Origin of the sequence: Acidovorax sp. FJL06, assembly GCF_003852545.1 — a bacterium.
Lineage (GTDB): Bacteria > Pseudomonadota > Gammaproteobacteria > Burkholderiales > Burkholderiaceae_C > Acidovorax.
In genome coordinates this window covers 214,530-232,503 of the sequence record NZ_QAJR01000003.1, presented here as the reverse complement: position 1 = coordinate 232,503, position 17,974 = coordinate 214,530, and the positions used below count along the sequence as shown (strand labels likewise).

23 protein-coding genes are annotated in these 17,974 nt (G+C 65.8%); 21 read left to right on the top strand and 2 right to left on the bottom strand.

The genetic code is table 11. The annotated features are described in order from the left end of the window. The first annotated feature begins 33 nt into the window (after window positions 1-33). The 16 genes from DBV10_RS02725 to tatC all read left to right on the top strand — a co-directional run bounded on the left by DBV10_RS02725 (window position 34) and on the right by tatC (window position 10,930). Window positions 34-1,482, top strand: a complete 1,449-nt coding sequence (locus DBV10_RS02725; RefSeq protein ID WP_124510375.1) for a PLP-dependent aminotransferase family protein — start codon at window positions 34-36, stop codon at window positions 1,480-1,482. Between the two features lie 63 nt (window positions 1,483-1,545). Beyond that, entirely contained in the window at window positions 1,546-1,770 is a 225-nt protein-coding gene (locus DBV10_RS02720; RefSeq protein ID WP_063459809.1) for a hypothetical protein, read from the top strand. Window positions 1,771-1,788: 18 nt separating this feature from the next. After that, entirely contained in the window at window positions 1,789-2,241 is a 453-nt protein-coding gene (locus DBV10_RS02715) for a PIN domain-containing protein (RefSeq protein ID WP_124510373.1), read from the top strand. Continuing rightward, window positions 2,238-3,359, top strand: a complete 1,122-nt coding sequence (gene hisC / locus DBV10_RS02710; protein WP_124510371.1) for a histidinol-phosphate transaminase — start codon at window positions 2,238-2,240, stop codon at window positions 3,357-3,359. The genes DBV10_RS02715 and hisC overlap by 4 nt, the downstream gene beginning before the upstream one ends. Further along, window positions 3,356-4,003: an imidazoleglycerol-phosphate dehydratase HisB gene (gene hisB, locus DBV10_RS02705; RefSeq protein ID WP_124510369.1), complete on the top strand. Its 648-nt coding sequence runs from the start codon at window positions 3,356-3,358 to the stop codon at window positions 4,001-4,003. The genes hisC and hisB overlap by 4 nt, the downstream gene beginning before the upstream one ends. Window positions 4,004-4,055: 52 nt before the next feature. Continuing rightward, window positions 4,056-4,724: an imidazole glycerol phosphate synthase subunit HisH gene (hisH, locus tag DBV10_RS02700; RefSeq protein ID WP_124510367.1), complete on the top strand. Its 669-nt coding sequence runs from the start codon at window positions 4,056-4,058 to the stop codon at window positions 4,722-4,724. An 82-nt stretch (window positions 4,725-4,806) separates the two neighbouring features. Further along, window positions 4,807-5,547, top strand: coding sequence for a 1-(5-phosphoribosyl)-5-[(5-phosphoribosylamino)methylideneamino]imidazole-4-carboxamide isomerase (hisA, locus tag DBV10_RS02695; protein ID WP_124510365.1), 741 nt, complete (start codon window positions 4,807-4,809; stop codon window positions 5,545-5,547). Between the two features lie 52 nt (window positions 5,548-5,599). Further along, complete coding sequence (gene hisF / locus DBV10_RS02690) at window positions 5,600-6,400, top strand: imidazole glycerol phosphate synthase subunit HisF (protein WP_124510363.1); 801 nt, start codon at window positions 5,600-5,602, stop codon at window positions 6,398-6,400. A gap of 112 nt (window positions 6,401-6,512) precedes the next feature. Then, entirely contained in the window at window positions 6,513-6,911 is a 399-nt protein-coding gene (gene hisI / locus DBV10_RS02685; protein WP_199740023.1) for a phosphoribosyl-AMP cyclohydrolase, read from the top strand. A 5-nt stretch (window positions 6,912-6,916) separates the two neighbouring features. Further along, window positions 6,917-7,291 carry a phosphoribosyl-ATP diphosphatase gene (locus tag DBV10_RS02680; protein WP_124510359.1) on the top strand — a complete coding sequence of 125 codons (375 nt, stop codon included), beginning with the start codon at window positions 6,917-6,919 and terminating at the stop codon, window positions 7,289-7,291. Beyond that, the gene (locus tag DBV10_RS02675) at window positions 7,288-7,674 is read left to right on the top strand and encodes a hypothetical protein (protein ID WP_124510357.1); all 387 of its coding nucleotides are present in this window, start codon (window positions 7,288-7,290) and stop codon (window positions 7,672-7,674) included. The genes DBV10_RS02680 and DBV10_RS02675 overlap by 4 nt, the downstream gene beginning before the upstream one ends. 85 nt (window positions 7,675-7,759) lie before the next feature. Continuing rightward, a complete protein-coding gene (locus DBV10_RS02670; RefSeq protein WP_124510355.1) occupies window positions 7,760-8,809 on the top strand; it encodes a patatin-like phospholipase family protein in 1,050 nt (349 codons plus the stop codon). Between the two features lie 38 nt (window positions 8,810-8,847). Further along, complete coding sequence (locus DBV10_RS02665; RefSeq protein ID WP_124510488.1) at window positions 8,848-9,204, top strand: histidine triad nucleotide-binding protein; 357 nt, start codon at window positions 8,848-8,850, stop codon at window positions 9,202-9,204. Window positions 9,205-9,310: 106 nt separating this feature from the next. Beyond that, window positions 9,311-9,547 (top strand): Sec-independent protein translocase subunit TatA, encoded by a 237-nt coding sequence (gene tatA, locus DBV10_RS02660; protein WP_124510353.1) that lies wholly within the window; start codon window positions 9,311-9,313, stop codon window positions 9,545-9,547. Between the two features lie 58 nt (window positions 9,548-9,605). Beyond that, window positions 9,606-10,067: a Sec-independent protein translocase protein TatB gene (tatB, locus tag DBV10_RS02655; protein WP_124510351.1), complete on the top strand. Its 462-nt coding sequence runs from the start codon at window positions 9,606-9,608 to the stop codon at window positions 10,065-10,067. A 68-nt stretch (window positions 10,068-10,135) separates the two neighbouring features. Further along, complete coding sequence (tatC, locus tag DBV10_RS02650) at window positions 10,136-10,930, top strand: twin-arginine translocase subunit TatC (protein WP_124510348.1); 795 nt, start codon at window positions 10,136-10,138, stop codon at window positions 10,928-10,930. A 150-nt stretch (window positions 10,931-11,080) separates the two neighbouring features. Here the strand turns inward: tatC and DBV10_RS02645 are convergent, their stop codons facing one another. Continuing rightward, a complete protein-coding gene (locus tag DBV10_RS02645; RefSeq protein WP_124510346.1) occupies window positions 11,081-12,229 on the bottom strand; it encodes a trypsin-like peptidase domain-containing protein in 1,149 nt (382 codons plus the stop codon). A 139-nt stretch (window positions 12,230-12,368) separates the two neighbouring features. Here DBV10_RS02645 and DBV10_RS02640 point away from each other — a divergent pair, with 139 nt between their 5' ends. Beyond that, window positions 12,369-13,145 carry a Nif3-like dinuclear metal center hexameric protein gene (locus DBV10_RS02640; RefSeq protein ID WP_124510344.1) on the top strand — a complete coding sequence of 259 codons (777 nt, stop codon included), beginning with the start codon at window positions 12,369-12,371 and terminating at the stop codon, window positions 13,143-13,145. A gap of 123 nt (window positions 13,146-13,268) precedes the next feature. Then, window positions 13,269-14,297 (top strand): 4-hydroxythreonine-4-phosphate dehydrogenase PdxA, encoded by a 1,029-nt coding sequence (pdxA, locus tag DBV10_RS02635; RefSeq protein ID WP_124510342.1) that lies wholly within the window; start codon window positions 13,269-13,271, stop codon window positions 14,295-14,297. Between the two features lie 181 nt (window positions 14,298-14,478). Here pdxA and mscL read toward each other — a convergent pair whose 3' ends face one another. Then, the gene (gene mscL, locus DBV10_RS02630) at window positions 14,479-14,913 is read right to left on the bottom strand and encodes a large conductance mechanosensitive channel protein MscL (protein WP_124510340.1); all 435 of its coding nucleotides are present in this window, start codon (window positions 14,911-14,913) and stop codon (window positions 14,479-14,481) included. Between the two features lie 152 nt (window positions 14,914-15,065). On the opposite strand from mscL, the gene petA reads away from it, so the two are divergent. Genes petA through DBV10_RS02615 form a run of 3 tightly spaced genes read left to right on the top strand, consistent with a single transcriptional unit; the run spans window position 15,066 to window position 17,871 of the window. Beyond that, the gene (gene petA / locus DBV10_RS02625; protein ID WP_124510338.1) at window positions 15,066-15,665 is read left to right on the top strand and encodes a ubiquinol-cytochrome c reductase iron-sulfur subunit; all 600 of its coding nucleotides are present in this window, start codon (window positions 15,066-15,068) and stop codon (window positions 15,663-15,665) included. A gap of 11 nt (window positions 15,666-15,676) precedes the next feature. Next, window positions 15,677-17,092, top strand: a complete 1,416-nt coding sequence (locus tag DBV10_RS02620) for a cytochrome bc complex cytochrome b subunit (protein ID WP_124510336.1) — start codon at window positions 15,677-15,679, stop codon at window positions 17,090-17,092. A gap of 17 nt (window positions 17,093-17,109) precedes the next feature. Beyond that, window positions 17,110-17,871 (top strand): cytochrome c1, encoded by a 762-nt coding sequence (locus tag DBV10_RS02615; protein ID WP_124510334.1) that lies wholly within the window; start codon window positions 17,110-17,112, stop codon window positions 17,869-17,871. The last annotated feature ends 103 nt before the right edge of the window (window positions 17,872-17,974 follow it).

The following is a 17,974-nucleotide window of genomic DNA, read 5'->3' as shown; positions in this document are numbered from 1 at the left end:
CTGTTTTTATGGCTGCCAGTACAGAATGCAGCCATGCCTACCGATGACGCACCTCCGCTCTACCTCCAGATCGCTGAGCAGCTCGCGCAGCTGATCCGCAACGGCACGCTGGCGCGTGGCGAAAAGCTGCCGTCGGTGCGCGAGCTGGCGCGCCAGCAGGGGGTGGCGCAGACCACGGTGGTGCAGGCCTACCACTGGCTGGAGGATGCGCGGCTGATCACTGCGCGCCCGCGCTCCGGCTTCTTCGTCGCGGCACGGCCCGTGAGCCTGCCCGAGCCCAGCACACCGCGCCCCATGCGCCGCCCGCGCGAGGTGGCGGTGGACTGGCTGGGCCAGCGCATCCTGGGGCGCAACCAGCCCGAGGACATGATCTCCTTCAGCAGCGGCACGCCCGGCCACGAGCTGTTCAACCCCGACCGCGTGCGCCGCGCCGTGGTGCGTGCGGCCCAGCGCCACCGCAACCTGCTGTGTACCTATCCCAGCTCGGCCGGGCACGAAGACGCACGCCGGGCGCTTGCGCGGTACGCGGTCAGCCTGGGCTGCAGCCTGGACCCGGAGAACATCGTGATCACCGGGGGCTGCATGGACAGCATTGCGCTGTGTCTGCGCGCCGTGACCCAGCCGGGCGACGTGGTGGCGCTGGAGTCGCCCACGCATTTTTCGTTTCTGGAGGTGCTGCAGGGTCTGCACCTTAAGGCCCTGGAGATCCCCACGCACCCGCGCCACGGCCTGTCGCTGGATGCGCTGCAGCTCGCGCTGGACACCCAGCCCGTCAAGGCCGCGATGATCGTGCCCACGCTCAGCAACCCGCTGGGCAGCTGCATGCCCCAGCCTGAGCGCAAGCGCCTGGCGCAGATGGCTGCGCGCCACGGCATGGCGGTGATCGAGGACGCGATCTACAACGACCTGGTCGAGGTGGACGAGATGCGCCGCACCGTCAAGTCGTACGACACCACGGGCCATGTGATGCTGTGCGATTCGTTTTCCAAGACGCTGGCGCCCGGGCTGCGCCTGGGCTGGCTGGAGGCTGGGCGCTGGACCGACAAGGTGCGCGGCATCAAGGACCTGCAGGCGGGCGGGCAGTCGGCCGTGCTGGAGCTGGCGCTGGCCGACCTCATCACCCAGGCCGGCCACGCCGCCGCCATGCGCCAGCTGCGCGCGGGCGTGGCGGCGCGCATGGATGAGGTGCGCCGCGTGATCGCCGCGCATTTCCCGCAGGGCACGCGCGTGAGCGATCCGCCCGGCGGCCTGCTGCTGTGGCTGGAGCTGCCGCGTGCGCTCGACTCCGTGCAACTGCACGAGGCCTGCCTGGAGAAAAAAATCCTGATCGCTCCGGGCACGGTGTTCAGCACCAGCGGGCGCTTTCGCAACTGCTTGCGCATCGGGGTGGGGGGCGACTGGTCTGCCGCGCACCTGGAGGCGCTGCGCACCGTGGGCGACATGGCCACGCGCATGCTGCAAAGCCAGCGGCAGGCGGCATAGGGAAGGTGCTGGCAAATGCAGCACGAACTTCGTGGTTCACGAAGTTCGTGTAATATGGCGTTCGTGAAAAACGTCACCGTGACCATGGACGACGCCGTTGCCGAATGGGTGCGCGTGGAAGCCGCCAAGCGCGGCAGCAGCGTGTCGCGCCTGCTCGGTGAATGGCTGGCCGAAAAGATGCGCCAGGAAGACGCCTACGCCCAGGCCATGCGCGAGGCGCTGGGCTTTGAATCGTGGGGCGCGTCCAGCGGGCCCTATGTGCCGCGCGAGACCTTGTTCCTGCGCTGACCCGCAAGCTGACAACGCATGAGCACCGTCCCCATCTTTGTTGACACCGAAATCCTGCTGGCCAGCGTGGACGACCGCGATGCCGAGCGCCAAGCGCGGGCGCGCGAGTGGATCAGCTTCTGCTGGCAGACGCGCAGCGGCCGCATCAGCTCGCAGGTGCTCAACGAGCTGTACAACCAGGCGATCCAGCGCTTCGATGGCCCGCAGGTGCTGCAGCAGGTGCGCGCCCAGGTGCGCCGCCTGCGCGTGTGGCTGCCGCCGCACCTCGACTCGTACACGGTGGACGGCGCCTGGGATCTGCAGGACCGCTACCGCCTGGGCTACTGGGATGCGCTGATTCTTTCGTCTGCCCACCAGCAGGGCTGCCGCTACCTGCTGACCGAGGCGCTGCCGCATGGCGAGCCGATGGACGCGGTGCGGCCCATCAACCCTTTTCTTGTCACCCCCAACGAACTGGACACTACCGAATGACTACTCCTGCGTCGTCTCCTCTCCAAGCCCTGGCCCGCATCCGCCCCGACGTGCGCGCCATGCACGCGTACGGCGTGCAGCCCTCCACCGGCATGCTCAAGATGGACGCCATGGAGAACCCGTTCCGCCTGCCCGCGCATCTGCAGGCCGCGCTGGGCCAGCGGCTGGGCGCGGTGGCGCTCAACCGCTATCCCGGCGACCGGCTGCTGGACCTGAAGGCGGCGCTGGCCCAATACGCGGGCATGCCCGAGGGCTACGGCATCGTGCTGGGCAATGGCTCGGACGAGATCATCACCCTGCTGGCCCTGGCCTGCGCGCAACCTGGCACGGGCCAACGCGCCACCATGCTCGCGCCCATGCCGGGCTTTGTGATGTATCCGCTGTCGGCGCAGCTGCAGGGCCTGGACTTCGTGGGCGTGCCGCTCACGCCCGACTTCGAGCTGGACGAGCCCGCCATGCTGGCCGCCATCGCGCAGCACCGCCCCGCCATCACCTACATCGCCTACCCCAACAACCCCACAGCCACGCTGTGGGACGAGGGCGCGGTGCAGCGCATCATCGACGCCGCAGGCGCGCAGGGCGGCATCGTGGTGATGGACGAGGCCTACCAGCCCTTTGCCAGCCGCACCTTCATCGACCGCATGCGCGCCGAGCCGGCACGCAATGCCCACGTGCTGCTCATGCGCACGCTCAGCAAGTTCGGCCTGGCGGGGGTGCGCCTGGGCTACCTCATCGGCCCGGCCGCCTTTGTGAGCGAGATCGACAAGGTGCGCCCGCCCTACAACGTGAGCGTGCTCAACTGCGAAGCCGCGCTGTTTGCGCTGGAGCATGCCGACGTGTTTGCCGCCCAGGCCGCCGAGCTGCGCGCCGAGCGCACCACCCTCGTCGCCGCCCTGCGCCAGATGCCCGGCGTCGAAAAATGCTGGGACAGCGAGGCCAACATGGTCCTCATCCGTGTGGCGGATTCCGCCAAGGCCTACGAGGGCATGAAAAACCGCAAGGTGCTCGTCAAGAACGTTTCTACAATGCACCCCATGCTGGCCAACTGCCTGCGCCTCACGGTCGGCGCTGCTTCCGACAACGCACAGATGCTGGCCGCACTCCAAGCCTCCCTATGACTTCCTCCGCACTCGTCCCTTCCAACCCTGGTGGTGCCACGCCCGACCCGATGGCCGACCGCATCGCCGAAGTCAGCCGCAACACCGCCGAGACGCGCATCACCGCGCGCATCAACCTCGACGGCACGGGCCAGGCCAAGCTGCACACGGGCATCGGCTTCTTCGACCACATGCTCGACCAGATCGCCCGCCACGGGCTGATCGACCTGGACATCGACTGCGAGGGCGACCTGCACATCGACGGCCACCACACCGTGGAAGACGTGGGCATCACGCTGGGCCAGGCCTTTGCGCGGGCCGTGGGCGACAAGAAGGGCATCCGCCGCTATGGCCACGCCTACGTGCCGCTCGACGAAGCGCTGTCGCGCGTGGTGGTCGACTTCTCGGGCCGCCCGGGCCTGCACATGGACGTGAAGTTCACGGCCGGCAGCATCGGCCAGCTCGATACGCAGCTGGTGTTTGAGTTCTTCCAGGGTTTCGTGAACCACGCGGGCGTGACGTTGCACATCGACAACCTCAAGGGCGTCAACGCGCACCACCAGTGCGAGACCATCTTCAAGGCGTTCGGGCGCACGCTGCGCGCGGCGCTGGAGCGCGATCCGCGCTCGGTGGGGGTGATTCCCTCCACCAAGGGTTCGCTCTGAGGATTCCAAATCAATTAGGCCTATAGCGCTTATCCAACGTGCGCAACCAGCTATGAATAGTGAAGCAAAAACCGTGGCCGTCGTGGACTACGGTATGGGCAACCTGCGCTCCGTGTCGCAGGCCGTGCAGGCCGCAGCCCAGGGCACGGGCTGGACGGTGCTGGTCACCCAGCGGCCCGAAGAGGTGCGCGCCGCAGCGCGCATCGTGCTGCCCGGCCAGGGCGCCATGCCCGACTGCATGCGCGAGCTGCGCGAATCCGGCCTGCAGGAATCCGTGCTCGAAGCCGCTGCCACCAAGCCGATGTTTGGCGTGTGTGTGGGCATGCAGATGCTGCTGGACCACAGCGCCGAAGGCGACACCCCCGGCCTCTCCCTGATCCCCGGCGACGTGCTCAAGTTCGACCTGGCCGGCCGCACCCAGCCCGATGGCAGCCGCTTCAAGGTGCCGCAGATGGGCTGGAACCAGGTGCGCCAGATGGAGCACGGGGGGGCGGTTCACCCCGTGTGGGCCGGTGTGCCCGACAACAGCTACTTCTACTTTGTGCACAGCTTCTATGCCGTGCCGCACAGTCCCGCCCACTGCGCGGGGCAGGCCGACTACGGCGGTGTTTTCGCTGCGGCCATTGCACGCGATAATATTTTTGCGACGCAATTCCACCCGGAGAAAAGCGCGGAACATGGCCTGGCCCTGTACCGCAACTTTCTGCACTGGAATCCCTGATTCTTTTTTCTCCACCCTTCCTCCTCAACCACCCCGTTCGGGCCGCGCCGAGATTTGGCCGATCCCCTGAGCCCCCACCACCATGCTGCTCATCCCCGCCATCGACCTCAAAGACGGCCACTGCGTACGCCTCAAACAAGGCGATATGGACCAATCCACCACCTTTGGCGAAGACCCCGCCGCCATGGCGCGCAAGTGGGTGGATGCGGGCGCGCGCCGCCTGCACCTGGTGGACCTCAATGGCGCCTTCGCGGGCGTGCCCAAGAACTACGGGGCCATCAAGTCCATCCTCAAAGAGGTCGGCTCCGATATTCCGGTGCAGCTCGGTGGCGGCATCCGCGACCTGGACACCATCGAGAAATACATCGATGGCGGCCTGCGCTACGTGATCATCGGCACGGCGGCCGTGAAGAACCCCGGCTTCCTGAAGGACGCCTGCAGCGCCTTTGGCGGCCACATCATCGTGGGCCTGGATGCCAAGGACGGCAAGGTCGCCACCGACGGCTGGAGCAAGCTCACCGGCCACGAAGTGGTGGACCTGGCCAAGAAGTTCGAGGACTGGGGCGTCGAATCCATCATCTACACCGACATCGGCCGCGACGGCATGCTCTCGGGCATCAACATCGATGCCACGGTGAAGCTGGCCCAGGCTTTGAGCATCCCCGTGATCGCCTCGGGCGGCCTGTCGAACATGGCCGACATCGAGCAGCTGTGCGCGGTGGAAGGCGAGGGCGTTGAGGGTGTGATCTGTGGCCGTGCGATCTACTCGGGCGACCTGGACTTCGCTGCTGCCCAGGCGCGTGCCGACGAATTGAATGGGTAACAAACCCCGGGGCGGCAGCGCCGCCCCATCGGACATCTGACGGACCTCTGACATGCTTGCCAAACGCATCATCCCCTGCCTCGACGTCACCGGAGGCCGCGTGGTCAAGGGCGTCAACTTTGTTGAACTGCGTGACGCGGGCGACCCGGTCGAGATCGCTGCGCGCTACAACGCGCAGGGTGCTGACGAACTCACGTTTCTGGACATCACCGCCACCAGCGATGGGCGCGACCTGATCCTGCCCATCATCGAGGCCGTGGCCAGCCAGGTGTTCATTCCCCTCACTGTGGGCGGTGGCGTGCGCACCGTCGAGGACGTGCGCCGCCTGCTCAACGCGGGCGCGGACAAGACCAGCTTCAATTCGGCCGCCATCGCCAACCCCGAGGTGATCAATGCGGTGTCGGCCAAGTACGGCGCGCAGTGCATCGTGGTCGCCATCGACGCCAAGCGCCGCTCGGCCGAAGACGCCCAGCGCATCGGCGCCCACGGCCAGCCCGTGGGTGAGGGCTGGGACGTGTACAGCCATGGCGGGCGCAAGAACACGGGCCTGGACGCCGTGGCCTGGGCCACCGAGATGGCGCGCCGGGGCGCGGGCGAGATCCTGCTGACCAGCATGGACCGCGACGGCACCAAGTCCGGCTTCGACCTGGCCCTCACGCGCGCCGTGAGCGACGCGGTGAGCGTGCCCGTGATCGCCTCGGGCGGCGTGGGCAACCTCGACCACCTGGCCGACGGCGTGCAGCAGGGCGGCGCCGACGCGGTGCTGGCTGCCAGCATCTTCCACTACGGCGAATACACCGTGGGCCAGGCCAAGGCCCGCATGGCCGAGCGCGGCATTCCTGTGCGGTTGTGAGTGGTTGCTATTAAAAATATAGCTTCTTGCGCTTGATGGGTGTGCCCTAGGCACTCAAAAGATGCAAAAGATCCGGGGACGGGGCCGCCCCCTGGATTCCAAATCACCGACAATCCCTTTCATGAACTGGCTCAACGAAGTGAAATGGGATGCGCAGGGCCTGGTGCCCGTGATCGCGCAAGAGCAGGGCACGGGCGACGTGCTGATGTTTGCCTGGATGAACCGCGAGGCGCTCGAAAAAACGGCCGAACTCGGCCGCGCCGTGTACTTCAGCCGCTCGCGCGGCAAGCTGTGGTTCAAGGGCGAGGAGTCTGGCCATGTGCAGACCGTGCACGAGATCCGCCTCGATTGCGACAACGACGTGGTGCTGCTCAAGGTCACCCAGCTTGGTCACGCGCCCGGCATCGCCTGCCACACGGGCCGCCACAGCTGCTTCTTCAGCGTGCTCCAGGATGGCGCCTGGCAGCCGGTCGATCCGGTCTTGAAAGACCCCGAATCCATCTACAAATAAGACCCATGAGCTCCAACGATTCCCTCGCCCGCCTTGCCGACGTCATTGAAAGCCGCAAGCCGGCCAACGGTGGCGATCCCGACAAGAGCTATGTCTCGCGCCTGCTGCACAAGGGGCCTGACGCGTTCCTCAAGAAGATCGGCGAAGAAGCCACCGAGGTGGTGATGGCGGCGAAGGACGTGGACCACGGGGCGGACAAATCCAAGCTGGTGTACGAAGTGGCGGACCTGTGGTTTCACTCGATGGTGGCGCTGGCCCACTACGGCCTCACGCCCGCCGACGTGCTGGCCGAGCTGGAGCGCCGCGAGGGCACCAGCGGCATCGAGGAAAAAGCCTTGCGCAAGGCGGTTGTGCGTGCCACCCAGGAGGGTTCTTCATGAGCGATATCGTCGATGTGCAGACCAACGACCAGAAGGCCGAAGACCTCAAGGCCGTGGGCTGGGTCAGCTACATCCTGCACCTGATCGTGGCCGTGGGGGCCATCATCCCGGGGGCGCAACCGGGTGCGGCGCTCCTGATCATTGCCCTGGTGCTGGACCTCGTGAAAAAAGGCGATGCCGAGGGCACCTGGCAGGCCAGCCACTTCTCGTGGCGCATCCGCACCGTGATCTGGGCGGGTGTGCTCTACATCGTCACGGCGCCCTTGTGGCTGCTGTTTCTGCTGCCGGGCTGGATTGCCTGGGCGTTGATTTCCCTCTGGTTCCTGTACCGCATCGTGCGCGGCATGGTGGCCATGAACAAGAGCCAGGCGGTGGATGCCTGATTCCATTGCTCCATCACCCGTGCCGTTGTTGCTTCGCCTTGCCGTGCTACAGCACTGTCTGCGGCTTCGTGCCTAGGCACGCATGATGGATAAACGGAATGGCACGGACCGCCCGCGCCTGAACCTGGCCCTGCAAGGGGGTGGTTCGCACGGTGCACTCACCTGGGGTGTGCTCGATGCGTTGCTGGAGGACGGGCGCTGGCATCTGGATGGCGTGAGCGGCACCAGCGCGGGGGCCATGAATGCCGTGGCCCTGGCACATGGCTTTGCCCAGGCGGCGCAGGCCCACAAAGACCCCGAGGACGCCCACCAGGCCGGCTGCGCGCTGGCGCGCGAGTCGCTCACCCGCCTGTGGGAAGGGGTGGGGGCGCTGGGCAGCCTCACCTGGGGCACCCCGCTGTCGGCCGCCAACCCGCTGGTGGGGGTCATGTCGCAGTGGTTTTCGCCCTACCAGACCAACCCCTTGGGGTTCAACCCCCTGCGCAGCCTGCTGGAGCGCGAGGTGGATTTTGGCCTGTTGTGCTCGGCCCACACCGGCAAGGCGGGCATGACAGGGCCCCGGGTGTTCGTGTGCGCCACCAACGTGCGCACCGGCCGGGGCGAGATCTTCTCCGGCCCCCGCCTGAGTGTGGACGCCGTGATGGCCTCGGCCTGCCTGCCCATGGTGTTCAAGGCGGTGGAGATCGATGGGGAGTCGTACTGGGACGGGGGCTACTCGGGCAACCCGGCGCTGTACCCCCTGATCTACCAGACCGACACCTCGGACATCCTGCTGGTGCAGATCAACCCGGTCGAGCACCGGGAGGTGCCGAGCACCGCCGCCGACATCCTGGAGCGCATGAACGAGGTCACCTTCAACGCCAGCCTGCTGGCCGAGCTGCGTGCCATCGAGTTCGTGCGCCGCCTGCTGGCCGAAGGCAAGCTCGACCCGCGCCGCTACAAAAACGTGCGCATGCACCGCATCGATGGGGGCTCGGTGCTGGCGCCATTCGGTGCCGACAGCAAAACCCGTGCAGACCTGGCCTTTGTGCGCAAACTCTTCGCGCTGGGCCGCACGGCCGGACAGGAATGGCTGCACGCGCACCACAAGGACGTGGGCGTGCGGCCCACGATCAAGATCACCGACAATGCATGAGCAAGCCCCAGGCGCTGCTTTCTCTTCCTCCCTCCACCATGCACGATCCGAACTGCCTTTTCTGCAAAATCATCGCAGGCCAGATTCCTTCGAAGAAGGTCTATGAAGACGAAGAAATTTTCGCCTTCCACGACATCCACCCCTGGGCCCCGGTGCACTTCCTGATGGTGCCGAAGGTGCATATCCCCTCCATGGCCCAGGTCACTGCCGAGCACGCCGGCGTGCTCGGGCGCATGATGGCGCTGGCCCCGAAGCTGGCCCTGGAGCAGGGCTGCAATCCGTACCCCGAGGGGGGCTTTCGCGTCGTGGTAAACACGGGGCTTGAAGGCGGGCAGGAAATCCACCACCTGCACATCCATGTGATGGGTGGCCCCCGCCCCTGGCTCAAAGGCTGAACCAGGCTGACGGGCGCGGCAGATAGTTGCGCGGCGGCGTGCCGTTGCCGCGAATGCCTGCCACGCCCCCCGTCTAAAATGATTGCAATTCGTTAGGAGATATTTCATGGGCTCTTTTTCCATCTGGCACTGGCTGATCGTGCTGCTGATCGTCGTCATGGTGTTCGGCACCAAGAAGCTCAAGAACATGGGCTCGGACCTCGGTGGCGCCGTCAAGGGCTTCAAGGACGGCATGAAGGACGGCGCGGCGGATGCTCCGGCCGCCCCCCCCGCAGGCCAGGTCGCCAACAACCAGGCGGCCGACAAGACCACCATCGATGTCGAAGCCAAGCAAAAAAGCTGAGCCGGTGTGCCTGCTGACCGGCATCTGCCGCCCGTTGTTTCGCCTGGGCGCTTGATCCATGATTGATATTGGCCTGTCCAAGATGGCGCTGATCGGCGCTGTGGCGCTCATCGTCATCGGTCCTGAAAAACTGCCCCGCGTGGCCCGCACGGTGGGCACCTTGCTGGGCAAGGCGCAGCGCTACGTGTCCGACGTGAAGGCCGAGGTCAACCGGTCCATGGAGCTCGACGAGCTCAAGAAGATGAAGGACACGGTGGAGAACGCGGCCCGCGACGTGCACAACTCCATCCAGACCAGCGCCAGCGAGTTCGAGAAAGACTGGGCTGAAGCCACCGACACGGCCAGCGCCGCCCTGCAGGAGCAGGCGGCCGTGGTGCCCGCCTACAAGCACCCGGGCAAGAACTGGCGCCTCAAGCGCGGCGCCGTGCCCCAGTGGTACAAGGCCAAAAGTGGTGTGCGCACCAAGGCGCAGTCGGGTGCGGCGCGTGTGGCCCGCTACCGTCCCCAGAAATTCCATTGACGATGGCGCCGCGCGGCCCCCTGTGCGCGGCGCTGCATGGGCGCCCTGTGCGCACCTGAAAACCCACCATGTCCGAAACCCCCACCAAAGAAGACGAGCTGGCTGGCACCGAGCAGCCGTTTGTGCAGCACCTGATGGAGCTGCGCGACCGGCTGGTCAAGGCCATCATCGCCATCGCCATTGCCGCCGCGATCCTGTTCTTCTTCCCTGGCCCTGGCGCGCTGTATGACTTCCTGGCGGCGCCCCTGGTGGCCCACCTGCCCAAGGGGGCCACGCTGATCGCCACCTCGGTGATCTCGCCGTTCATGGTGCCGCTCAAGATTTTGCTGATGTCGGCCTTCCTGCTGGCCTTGCCCTTCGTGCTGTGGCAGGTCTGGGCCTTTGTGGCGCCGGGCCTGTATTCGCACGAGAAAAAGCTGGTGCTGCCGCTGGTGATCTCCAGCACGCTGCTGTTCTTCATCGGGGTGGCGTTCTGTTACTACCTCGTGTTTGGCCAGGTGTTTGCGTTCATCCAGAGCTTTGCGCCCAAGAGCATCACCGCCGCGCCAGACATCGAGGCCTACCTGAGTTTTGTGCTCTCGATGTTCCTGGCCTTTGGCATGGCGTTTGAGGTGCCCATCGCCGTGGTGGTGCTGGCCCGCATGGGCATCGTGAGCGTGCAAAAGCTGCGCGAGTTCCGGGGCTACTTCATCGTGCTGGCGTTTGTGGTGGCTGCCGTCGTCACGCCGCCCGATGTGGTGTCGCAGCTGTCGCTGGCCGTGCCCATGTGCCTGCTGTACGAAGTGGGCATCTGGGCCGCGCAGATCTTCATCAAGCACACCAAAGCGCCCGAAGAGCCGGGCGAGTCTGCCTCGGCATCCTGAGGGTTCTCGATGCCGCCGCCTGGCTTGTGCCCGGGCGGCATGGGCCTCAAGCAAAAATAGCTGCCAGTGCTTATTTATCAAGCGCTGGCAGCTATTTTTTTGAGAGCGAATTCGCGTGCGCGCGGCGTCGCAGCTCCGCGCCCGGGGGGCTTACCGCCGCACGTTGCGCTGGGGCCGGGGGCGCACGCCGGGGTTGATGCTCAGCTCCACCTGCTTGTCCCCGCGCTGCACGTTGAAGGCCGAGCTGGTGCCTGGCTTGAGCGCCGCCACGGCACTCAGCAGCTCGGACACATTGCCCACGTTCTTGCCGTCCACCCGCACGATCACGTCGCCCGGGCGCATGCCGGCCTGGGCGGCGGGGCCGTCCTGCAGCACGCCGGTGATGATCACGCCCTCGGTGGCCTTCTTCACGCCGAAGGTCTCGGCCAGTTCGGGTGAGAGTTCGTTGGGCTCCACGCCGATCCACCCGCGCGTGACCTGGCCGTCCTTCACGATGCCGTCCAGCACCATGCGCGCCGTGGACACCGGAATGGCAAAGCCGATGCCCATGCTGCCGCCCGAGCGCGAGTAGATTGCGGTGTTGATGCCCATGAGGTTGCCGTTCACGTCCACCAGCGCGCCGCCCGAGTTGCCGGGGTTGATGGCCGCATCGGTCTGGATGAAGTTCTCGAAGGTGTTGATACCCAGCTGGCTGCGGCCCAGGGCGCTCACGATGCCGCTGGTCACGGTCTGGCCCACGCCAAAAGGGTTGCCGATGGCCAGCACCTGGTCGCCCACGTCCAGCCCGTCGGAGTTGCCCAGCACGATCACGGGCAGCTTGTCGAGTTCGATTTTCAGGATGGCCAGGTCGGTGTCGGGGTCGGTGCCGATCACGCGCGCACGGGCGCGGCGGCTGTCGGTGAGCGTGACCTCGATCTCGTCGGCGCCTTCGACCACATGGTTGTTGGTGAGGATGTAGCCGTCGGGGCTCACGATCACGCCGCTGCCCAGGCCCGCCTGCGCCTGGCTGCCCTGGTCGCCGAAGAAGAACTGGAACCAGGGGTCGTTGCTGCGCGGGTGGCGCACTTCCTTGCTGGTGTTGATGCTGACCACGGCCGGCGCGGCCTTGCGTGCGGCGCCGCTGAAGCTGCCCGCCGCCGGTTGCGAGGGGGGCGTGGCGGGTGCTTGCAGCAGCGATATGCCGGCGCCCGAGCGTGTGGTGCCCCGGCCCAGCCAGTCGGGCTGGAGGGTGGCAACAACAAAGTAGGCCGCAACGAGCACCGTCACGGTCTGGGAAAACAGCAGCCAGAGTCGTTTCATGAAATTCACGTCCCAATGAACGTACAGGGGGTGGGCGGGGAGGGGAGGCCGAGGAGCTCCCATGGGCGCGGCCGTGGGCGGGCCCATGGCGGCATTGTCCCCCAATGTGGGGACACCGACGGCGCGCGACAATAGGGGCATGAGCATTTCCCGCCACCAACTCTTGCAGGCGCTGGACGGCCTGCTGCAACCCGAGCGCTTCAAGGACTACGGCCCCAACGGCCTGCAGGTCGAAGGGCGGCCCGAGATCCAGCGCGTGGTGAGCGGCGTGACCGCCAGCCGCGCCCTGATCGAGGCCGCGATTGCCGCCCGCGCGGACGCCATCTTTGTGCACCACGGCCTGTTCTGGCGCGGGCAGGATGGCCGCATCACGGGCTGGATGAAGCAGCGGCTGCAGCTGCTGCTGGCGCACGACATCAACCTGTTCGCCTATCACCTGCCGCTCGACGCCCATGCCGAGCTGGGCAACAACGCGCAGCTGGGCCGCGTGCTGGGCTTTGCTGCCGATGCGCGTTTTGGCGAGCAGGATCTGGGGTTCTCTGCCCCGGCGGTTTTTGACAGCGGCCAGGCCCTGGCTGACCATGTGGCGCAGGCGCTGGGCCGTGCCGTGACGCTGGTGCAGCCCATGGTTGCAGGCAGTGCGCCACCGCGCCCAGTACGTCCTGTGCGCCGCGTGGCCTGGTGCACGGGGGGCGCACAGGGGTATTTCGAGTCGGCGATTGCCGCAGGTGCCGATGCGTTCATCACCGGTGAAATCTCCGAACCCCAGGCCCACCTCGCGCGCGAAATGGGCGTGAGCTTTATCGCCGCCGGGCACCACGCCACCGAGCGTTATGGTGCGCCCGCCGTGGCCGCCCATGTGGCGGCGCAGTGGGGGCTGGACCACCAGTTCATCGAGATCGACAACCCGGCGTAGCCGCCTGTTGCACCCTTGCATCCCGTGGCGGCTGTACGCGGCCGCGTGGTGTGATGTGCTCACTTATTCATAGCTTCTTGGGCTTTCTGATAGCACCCTAGCAGCAAAAAGGCCTTCAACACCATGAACCCCATCGCCATCACCCAGGGAGATCCCGCCGGCATCGGCCCCGAAATCGTGGCCAAGGCCTTCCGCGACGCGCCCGAGGTGCTGCGCCATTGTTTTGTGGTGGGCGATGTGGCGACCCTGCGGCGCGCGGCCCAGGCCATTGCGCGGCCGGGCATCGGAGGCTTGCCGGTGGCGCAGATCGGTGCGCCGCATGAGGCGCTGGCCATGCCGCCCCGCTGCGTGCCCGTGCTGCCGGTGCCGGGTATCCCCGGGCCCCAGCCCTGGGGCCAGGTCAGCGCTGCAGCAGGGCGGGCGGCGGCCGACTGTGTGGTCTGGGCGGCCCGCACGGCCTTGCGCGGCGAGGTGGCGGCGCTGGTCACGGCGCCCCTGCACAAGGAGGCGTTGTCCGCTGCGGGTGTGGATTTTCCGGGGCACACCGAACTGCTGCAGGCCGAGGCCGCAGCCCACCAGGGCGTGCCGCTGGCCCGGATGCCGGTGCGCATGATGTTGGCCAACGATGAGCTGCGCACCGTGCTGGTCAGCATCCATGTGTCGCTGCGCGATGCCATCGAGGCTGTCACCCAGGACAACGTGCTGCAGACGCTGCAGATCACCCATGCCGCGTTGCAGCGCAGCCTGGGCCGTGTGCCGCGGATTGCCGTGGCGGGGCTGAACCCCCATGCGGGCGAAGGTGGGCTGTTTGGCCGCGAGGAGCTGGAGGTGATCGCGCCGGCCATCGCCGCTGCGCGCGTGCAGGGGCTCGATGTGCACGGCCCGTTCGCGCCCGACACGGTGTTCATGCGCGCACGCAGCACGCCGCAGCGCGCGGGCGAGTTCGATGCGGTGGTTGCGATGTACCACGACCAGGGGCTGATCCCGGTGAAGTACCTGGGCGTGGACAAGGGGGTGAATGTGACGCTGGGCCTGCCCCTGGTGCGCACCAGCCCGGACCATGGCACGGCGTTCGACATCGCGGGGCAGGGCATTGCCGACGCATCCAGCCTGGTAGAGGCCGTGCGCATGGCCCGCCAGCTGTCCGCGTAGCGGGTCGGTGTTCCTGCTGCATGTCACCCCGGTTACGGGACGCGCGCAGCCTGTGCCACTGGCGCGCCCTGGGCCAGCGCCCCCGCGCAAGGGCCGCCCCGCCGCGCTGGGGGCGTCCCCCTCTCTCGCATGGCGTAGCCATGCGAGAGAGGGGGAAGGCGCGAAGCGACTCAGGGGGTGTTTACTTTTTCAGGCTGTCCCGGATTTCGCGCAGCAGCACGATGTCTTCCGGCGGCGCGGCCGGGGCTTCAGGCGCGGCTGGGGCCGGGGTTTCGCGCTTGAGGCGGTTGATCTGCTTGATCATCATGAAGATGATGAACGCCAGGATGAAAAAATTGACGGCCACCGTGAGGAAGTTGCCATAGGCAAACACCGGCACGCCGGCCTTCTTGAGCGCGTCCAGCGTGGTGCCTGTGCCCGGCGGAATGCTGCCCAACACCACGAACAGGTTGGAGAAATCGAGCTTGCCGAACACCAGCCCCACCACCGGCATGATGAGGTCGGACACCACCGAATCCACAATCTTGCCGAAGGCGCCGCCAATGATCACGCCCACGGCGAGGTCCACCACGTTGCCCTTGACCGCGAACTCTCTGAACTCTTGCATCATCCCCATGTTGGTTGCTCCTTGCGTGAATGGATGTTGATGCAGGAGTATTGCTCAGCACAATGGGCTGTCAAGACAGACAACCGCTTTGAAATAACCATTTTCACTCCGCTACAATTCGCGGTTGACCCCAATCTAGCGATGATCAATCGAGGATCCCCATGAGTGACACTCCAATCGACTCCAGCAAGCGGACGTGGATCATCACGTCAGCCTGTGCTGGTGCGGTGGGCGGCGTGGCAACTGCCGTCCCTTTCGTGAGTACCTTCCAGCCCTCCGAGCGCGCAAAAGCCGCCGGGGCTGCGGTCGAGGTGGATATTTCTGCCCTCAAGCCGGGTGAGAAAGTTACCGTGGAGTGGCGCGGCAAGCCCGTCTGGATCATCAAGCGCACGCCCGAGCAGCTGGCCGAGTTGTCCAAGCTCGATGGTCAGCTGGCAGACCCCAAGTCGGAGCGCAAGCCCTCCGAGCTGACCCCCGAGTACGCGCGCAACGAAGCACGTTCCATCAAGCCGGAAATTTTCGTGGGTGTGGGCATCTGCTCGCACTTGGGTTGCTCTCCGTCCGACAAGTTCCAGCCCGGTGCCCAGCCTTCGCTGCCCGACGACTGGAAGGGCGGCTTCCTGTGCCCCTGCCACGGCTCCACCTTCGACATGGCCGGCCGCGTGTTCAAGAACAAGCCCGCGCCTGACAACCTTGAAGTCCCTCCGCACATGTACCTGTCCGACACGCGCCTCGTGATCGGCGAAGACAAGAAGGCTTGACGGAGAACGACATGGCCCACGAATTCAAAGAAATCTCTCCCAACGCCTCGGCAGGCGCCAAGGTCACGAACTGGTTCGAAAACCGGTTCCCCACGGCCTTTGACGCCTACAAGGTGCACATGTCGGAGTACTACGCTCCGAAGAACTTCAATTTCTGGTACATCTTCGGCTCGCTCGCGCTGGTCGTTCTGGTGATCCAGATCGTGACCGGCATCTTCCTGGTCATGCACTACAAGCCCGACGCCAGTCTGGCGTTCGCTTCGGTCGAGTACATCATGCGCGATGTGCCCTGGGGCTGGCTGATCCGCTACATGCACTCCACGGGCGCCTCGGCGTTCTTCGTGGTGGTGTACCTGCACATGTTCCGCGGCCTCATCTACGGCAGCTACCGCAAGCCGCGCGAGTTGGTCTGGATCTTCGGCTGCGCGATTTTCCTGTGCCTGATGGCCGAGGCCTTCATGGGCTACCTGCTGCCCTGGGGCCAGATGTCCTACTGGGGTGCCCAGGTGATCGTGAACTTGTTCGCCGCCATCCCGTTCATCGGCCCCGACCTCGCGCTGCTGATCCGTGGCGACTACGTGGTGGGCGACGCCACGCTGAACCGCTTCTTCAGCTTCCACGTGATCGCTGTGCCGCTGGTGCTGCTGGGCCTGGTGGTGGCGCACTTGCTGGCGCTGCACGACGTGGGCTCCAACAACCCCGACGGCGTGGAAATCAAGGGCCCCAAGGCGCCCAAGGATGCCAATGGCAAGCCGCTCGATGGCGTGCCGTTCCATCCTTACTACACGGTGCATGACATTTTTGCCCTGAGCATGTTCCTGATGGCGTTCACGGCCGTGGTGTTCTTTGCACCCGAGTTCGGTGGCTACTTCCTCGAATACAACAACTTCATCCCGGCCGATCCGCTCAAGACGCCTGCACACATCGCGCCAGTCTGGTACTTCACGCCGTTCTATTCGATGCTGCGTGCCATCACCAGCGAGATGATGTACGCCCTGATCCTGTGCGTGCTGGCCGGTGCTGGTTTCGGTGTGCTCAAGGCGAAGCTGCCCAGCTTTATCAAGGCCGGCATTGCCGGGGCCGCCGTGGTGGTCGTGCTGCTGATGCTGTCGATCGATGCCAAGTTCTGGGGTGTGGTGGTGATGGGGGGCGCGGTGATCATCCTGTTCTTCCTGCCCTGGCTGGACTTCAGCCCTGTCAAGTCGATCCGCTACCGCCCTGACTGGCACAAGTACCTCTACGGCATCTTCGTGATCAACTTCCTGATCCTGGGCTACCTGGGTGTGCAGCCTCCGTCGCCCATCGGCGAGCGCGTGTCGCAGGTGGGAACCCTGTTCTACTTCGGCTTCTTCCTGCTGATGCCCTGGTGGAGCCGCATTGGTGAAACCAAGCCCGTGCCTGACCGCGTGACCTTTGTGGCGCACTGAGCCTGGAGACAACAACAATGAAGAAAATCATCCTCACGTTGATCGCCGCTGTGGGCTTGGCTGCTGGTGCGGCCCATGCTTCGGGTGGTGACACCATCGCCTGGGACAAGGCGCCCAACAAGACCAACGACCTGGCCTCGCTGCAAAACGGCGCCAAGGTGTTCGTCAACTACTGCCTGAGCTGCCATTCGGCTGCGTTCATGCGCTTCAACCGCCTGCGCGACATCGGCCTGACCGAGCAGCAGATCAAGGACAACCTGCTGTTCACCACCGACAAGGTCGGTGAGACCATGAAGGCGTCCATCGATCCCAAGCAGGCCAAGGAATGGTTCGGCGCCAACCCGCCCGACCTGACCGTGATCGCACGTTCGCGCGCCGGCCACGGCGGCACGGGTGCAGATTACCTCTACACCTTCCTGCGTACCTTCTACCGCGACGACACCAAGGCCACCGGCTGGAACAACCTGGCTTTCCCGAGTGTGGGCATGCCCCATGTGCTGTGGGAGATGCAGGGCGACCGCCGCCCCGTGTTCGAAGAGCATGAGAGCCACGGCCACAAGACCCAGGTCTTCAAGGGTTGGGAGCAGGTCAAGCCCGGCACGATGACCCCGCTGCAGTTCGACCAGACCGTGGGTGACCTGGTGAACTACCTGCAGTGGATGGGCGAGCCGGCCCAGAATACCCGCGTCCGAGTTGGCGTGTGGGTGCTGATCTTCCTCGGTGTTTTCACCGTCATCGCCTGGAGGTTGAACGCAGCCTTCTGGAAGGACGTGAAGTAACAGCACGAGCCGCAAATCCTTGACAAGGCGCCCTTCGGGGTGCTGCTGGATTGTTTGCAGAGTGGGCGCTTTGGGCTCCCACTCTTTTGATTTTTAGGAGCCT

Bases quoted from the DNA above. Each gene is read 5' to 3' on its own strand.
- DBV10_RS02665 (WP_124510488.1), top strand. From the start codon at position 8,848: ATGCACGATCCGAACTGCCTTTTCTGCAAAATCATCGCAGGCCAGATT.
- tatC (WP_124510348.1), top strand. From the start codon at position 10,136: ATGTCCGAAACCCCCACCAAAGAAGACGAGCTGGCTGGCACCGAGCAG.
- DBV10_RS02680 (WP_124510359.1), top strand. From the start codon at position 6,917: ATGAGCTCCAACGATTCCCTCGCCCGCCTTGCCGACGTCATTGAAAGC.
- hisF (WP_124510363.1), top strand. From the start codon at position 5,600: ATGCTTGCCAAACGCATCATCCCCTGCCTCGACGTCACCGGAGGCCGC.
- DBV10_RS02675 (WP_124510357.1), top strand. From the start codon at position 7,288: ATGAGCGATATCGTCGATGTGCAGACCAACGACCAGAAGGCCGAAGAC.
- hisB (WP_124510369.1), top strand. From the start codon at position 3,356: ATGACTTCCTCCGCACTCGTCCCTTCCAACCCTGGTGGTGCCACGCCC.
- DBV10_RS02640 (WP_124510344.1), top strand. From the start codon at position 12,369: ATGAGCATTTCCCGCCACCAACTCTTGCAGGCGCTGGACGGCCTGCTG.
- hisA (WP_124510365.1), top strand. From the start codon at position 4,807: ATGCTGCTCATCCCCGCCATCGACCTCAAAGACGGCCACTGCGTACGC.
- pdxA (WP_124510342.1), top strand. From the start codon at position 13,269: ATGAACCCCATCGCCATCACCCAGGGAGATCCCGCCGGCATCGGCCCC.
- DBV10_RS02620 (WP_124510336.1), top strand. From the start codon at position 15,677: ATGGCCCACGAATTCAAAGAAATCTCTCCCAACGCCTCGGCAGGCGCC.
- DBV10_RS02645 (WP_124510346.1), bottom strand. From the start codon at position 12,229: ATGAAACGACTCTGGCTGCTGTTTTCCCAGACCGTGACGGTGCTCGTT.
- hisC (WP_124510371.1), top strand. From the start codon at position 2,238: ATGACTACTCCTGCGTCGTCTCCTCTCCAAGCCCTGGCCCGCATCCGC.
- DBV10_RS02670 (WP_124510355.1), top strand. From the start codon at position 7,760: ATGGATAAACGGAATGGCACGGACCGCCCGCGCCTGAACCTGGCCCTG.
- tatA (WP_124510353.1), top strand. From the start codon at position 9,311: ATGGGCTCTTTTTCCATCTGGCACTGGCTGATCGTGCTGCTGATCGTC.
- DBV10_RS02715 (WP_124510373.1), top strand. From the start codon at position 1,789: ATGAGCACCGTCCCCATCTTTGTTGACACCGAAATCCTGCTGGCCAGC.
- mscL (WP_124510340.1), bottom strand. From the start codon at position 14,913: ATGGGGATGATGCAAGAGTTCAGAGAGTTCGCGGTCAAGGGCAACGTG.
- hisH (WP_124510367.1), top strand. From the start codon at position 4,056: ATGAATAGTGAAGCAAAAACCGTGGCCGTCGTGGACTACGGTATGGGC.
- DBV10_RS02725 (WP_124510375.1), top strand. From the start codon at position 34: ATGCCTACCGATGACGCACCTCCGCTCTACCTCCAGATCGCTGAGCAG.
- tatB (WP_124510351.1), top strand. From the start codon at position 9,606: ATGATTGATATTGGCCTGTCCAAGATGGCGCTGATCGGCGCTGTGGCG.
- DBV10_RS02615 (WP_124510334.1), top strand. From the start codon at position 17,110: ATGAAGAAAATCATCCTCACGTTGATCGCCGCTGTGGGCTTGGCTGCT.
- petA (WP_124510338.1), top strand. From the start codon at position 15,066: ATGAGTGACACTCCAATCGACTCCAGCAAGCGGACGTGGATCATCACG.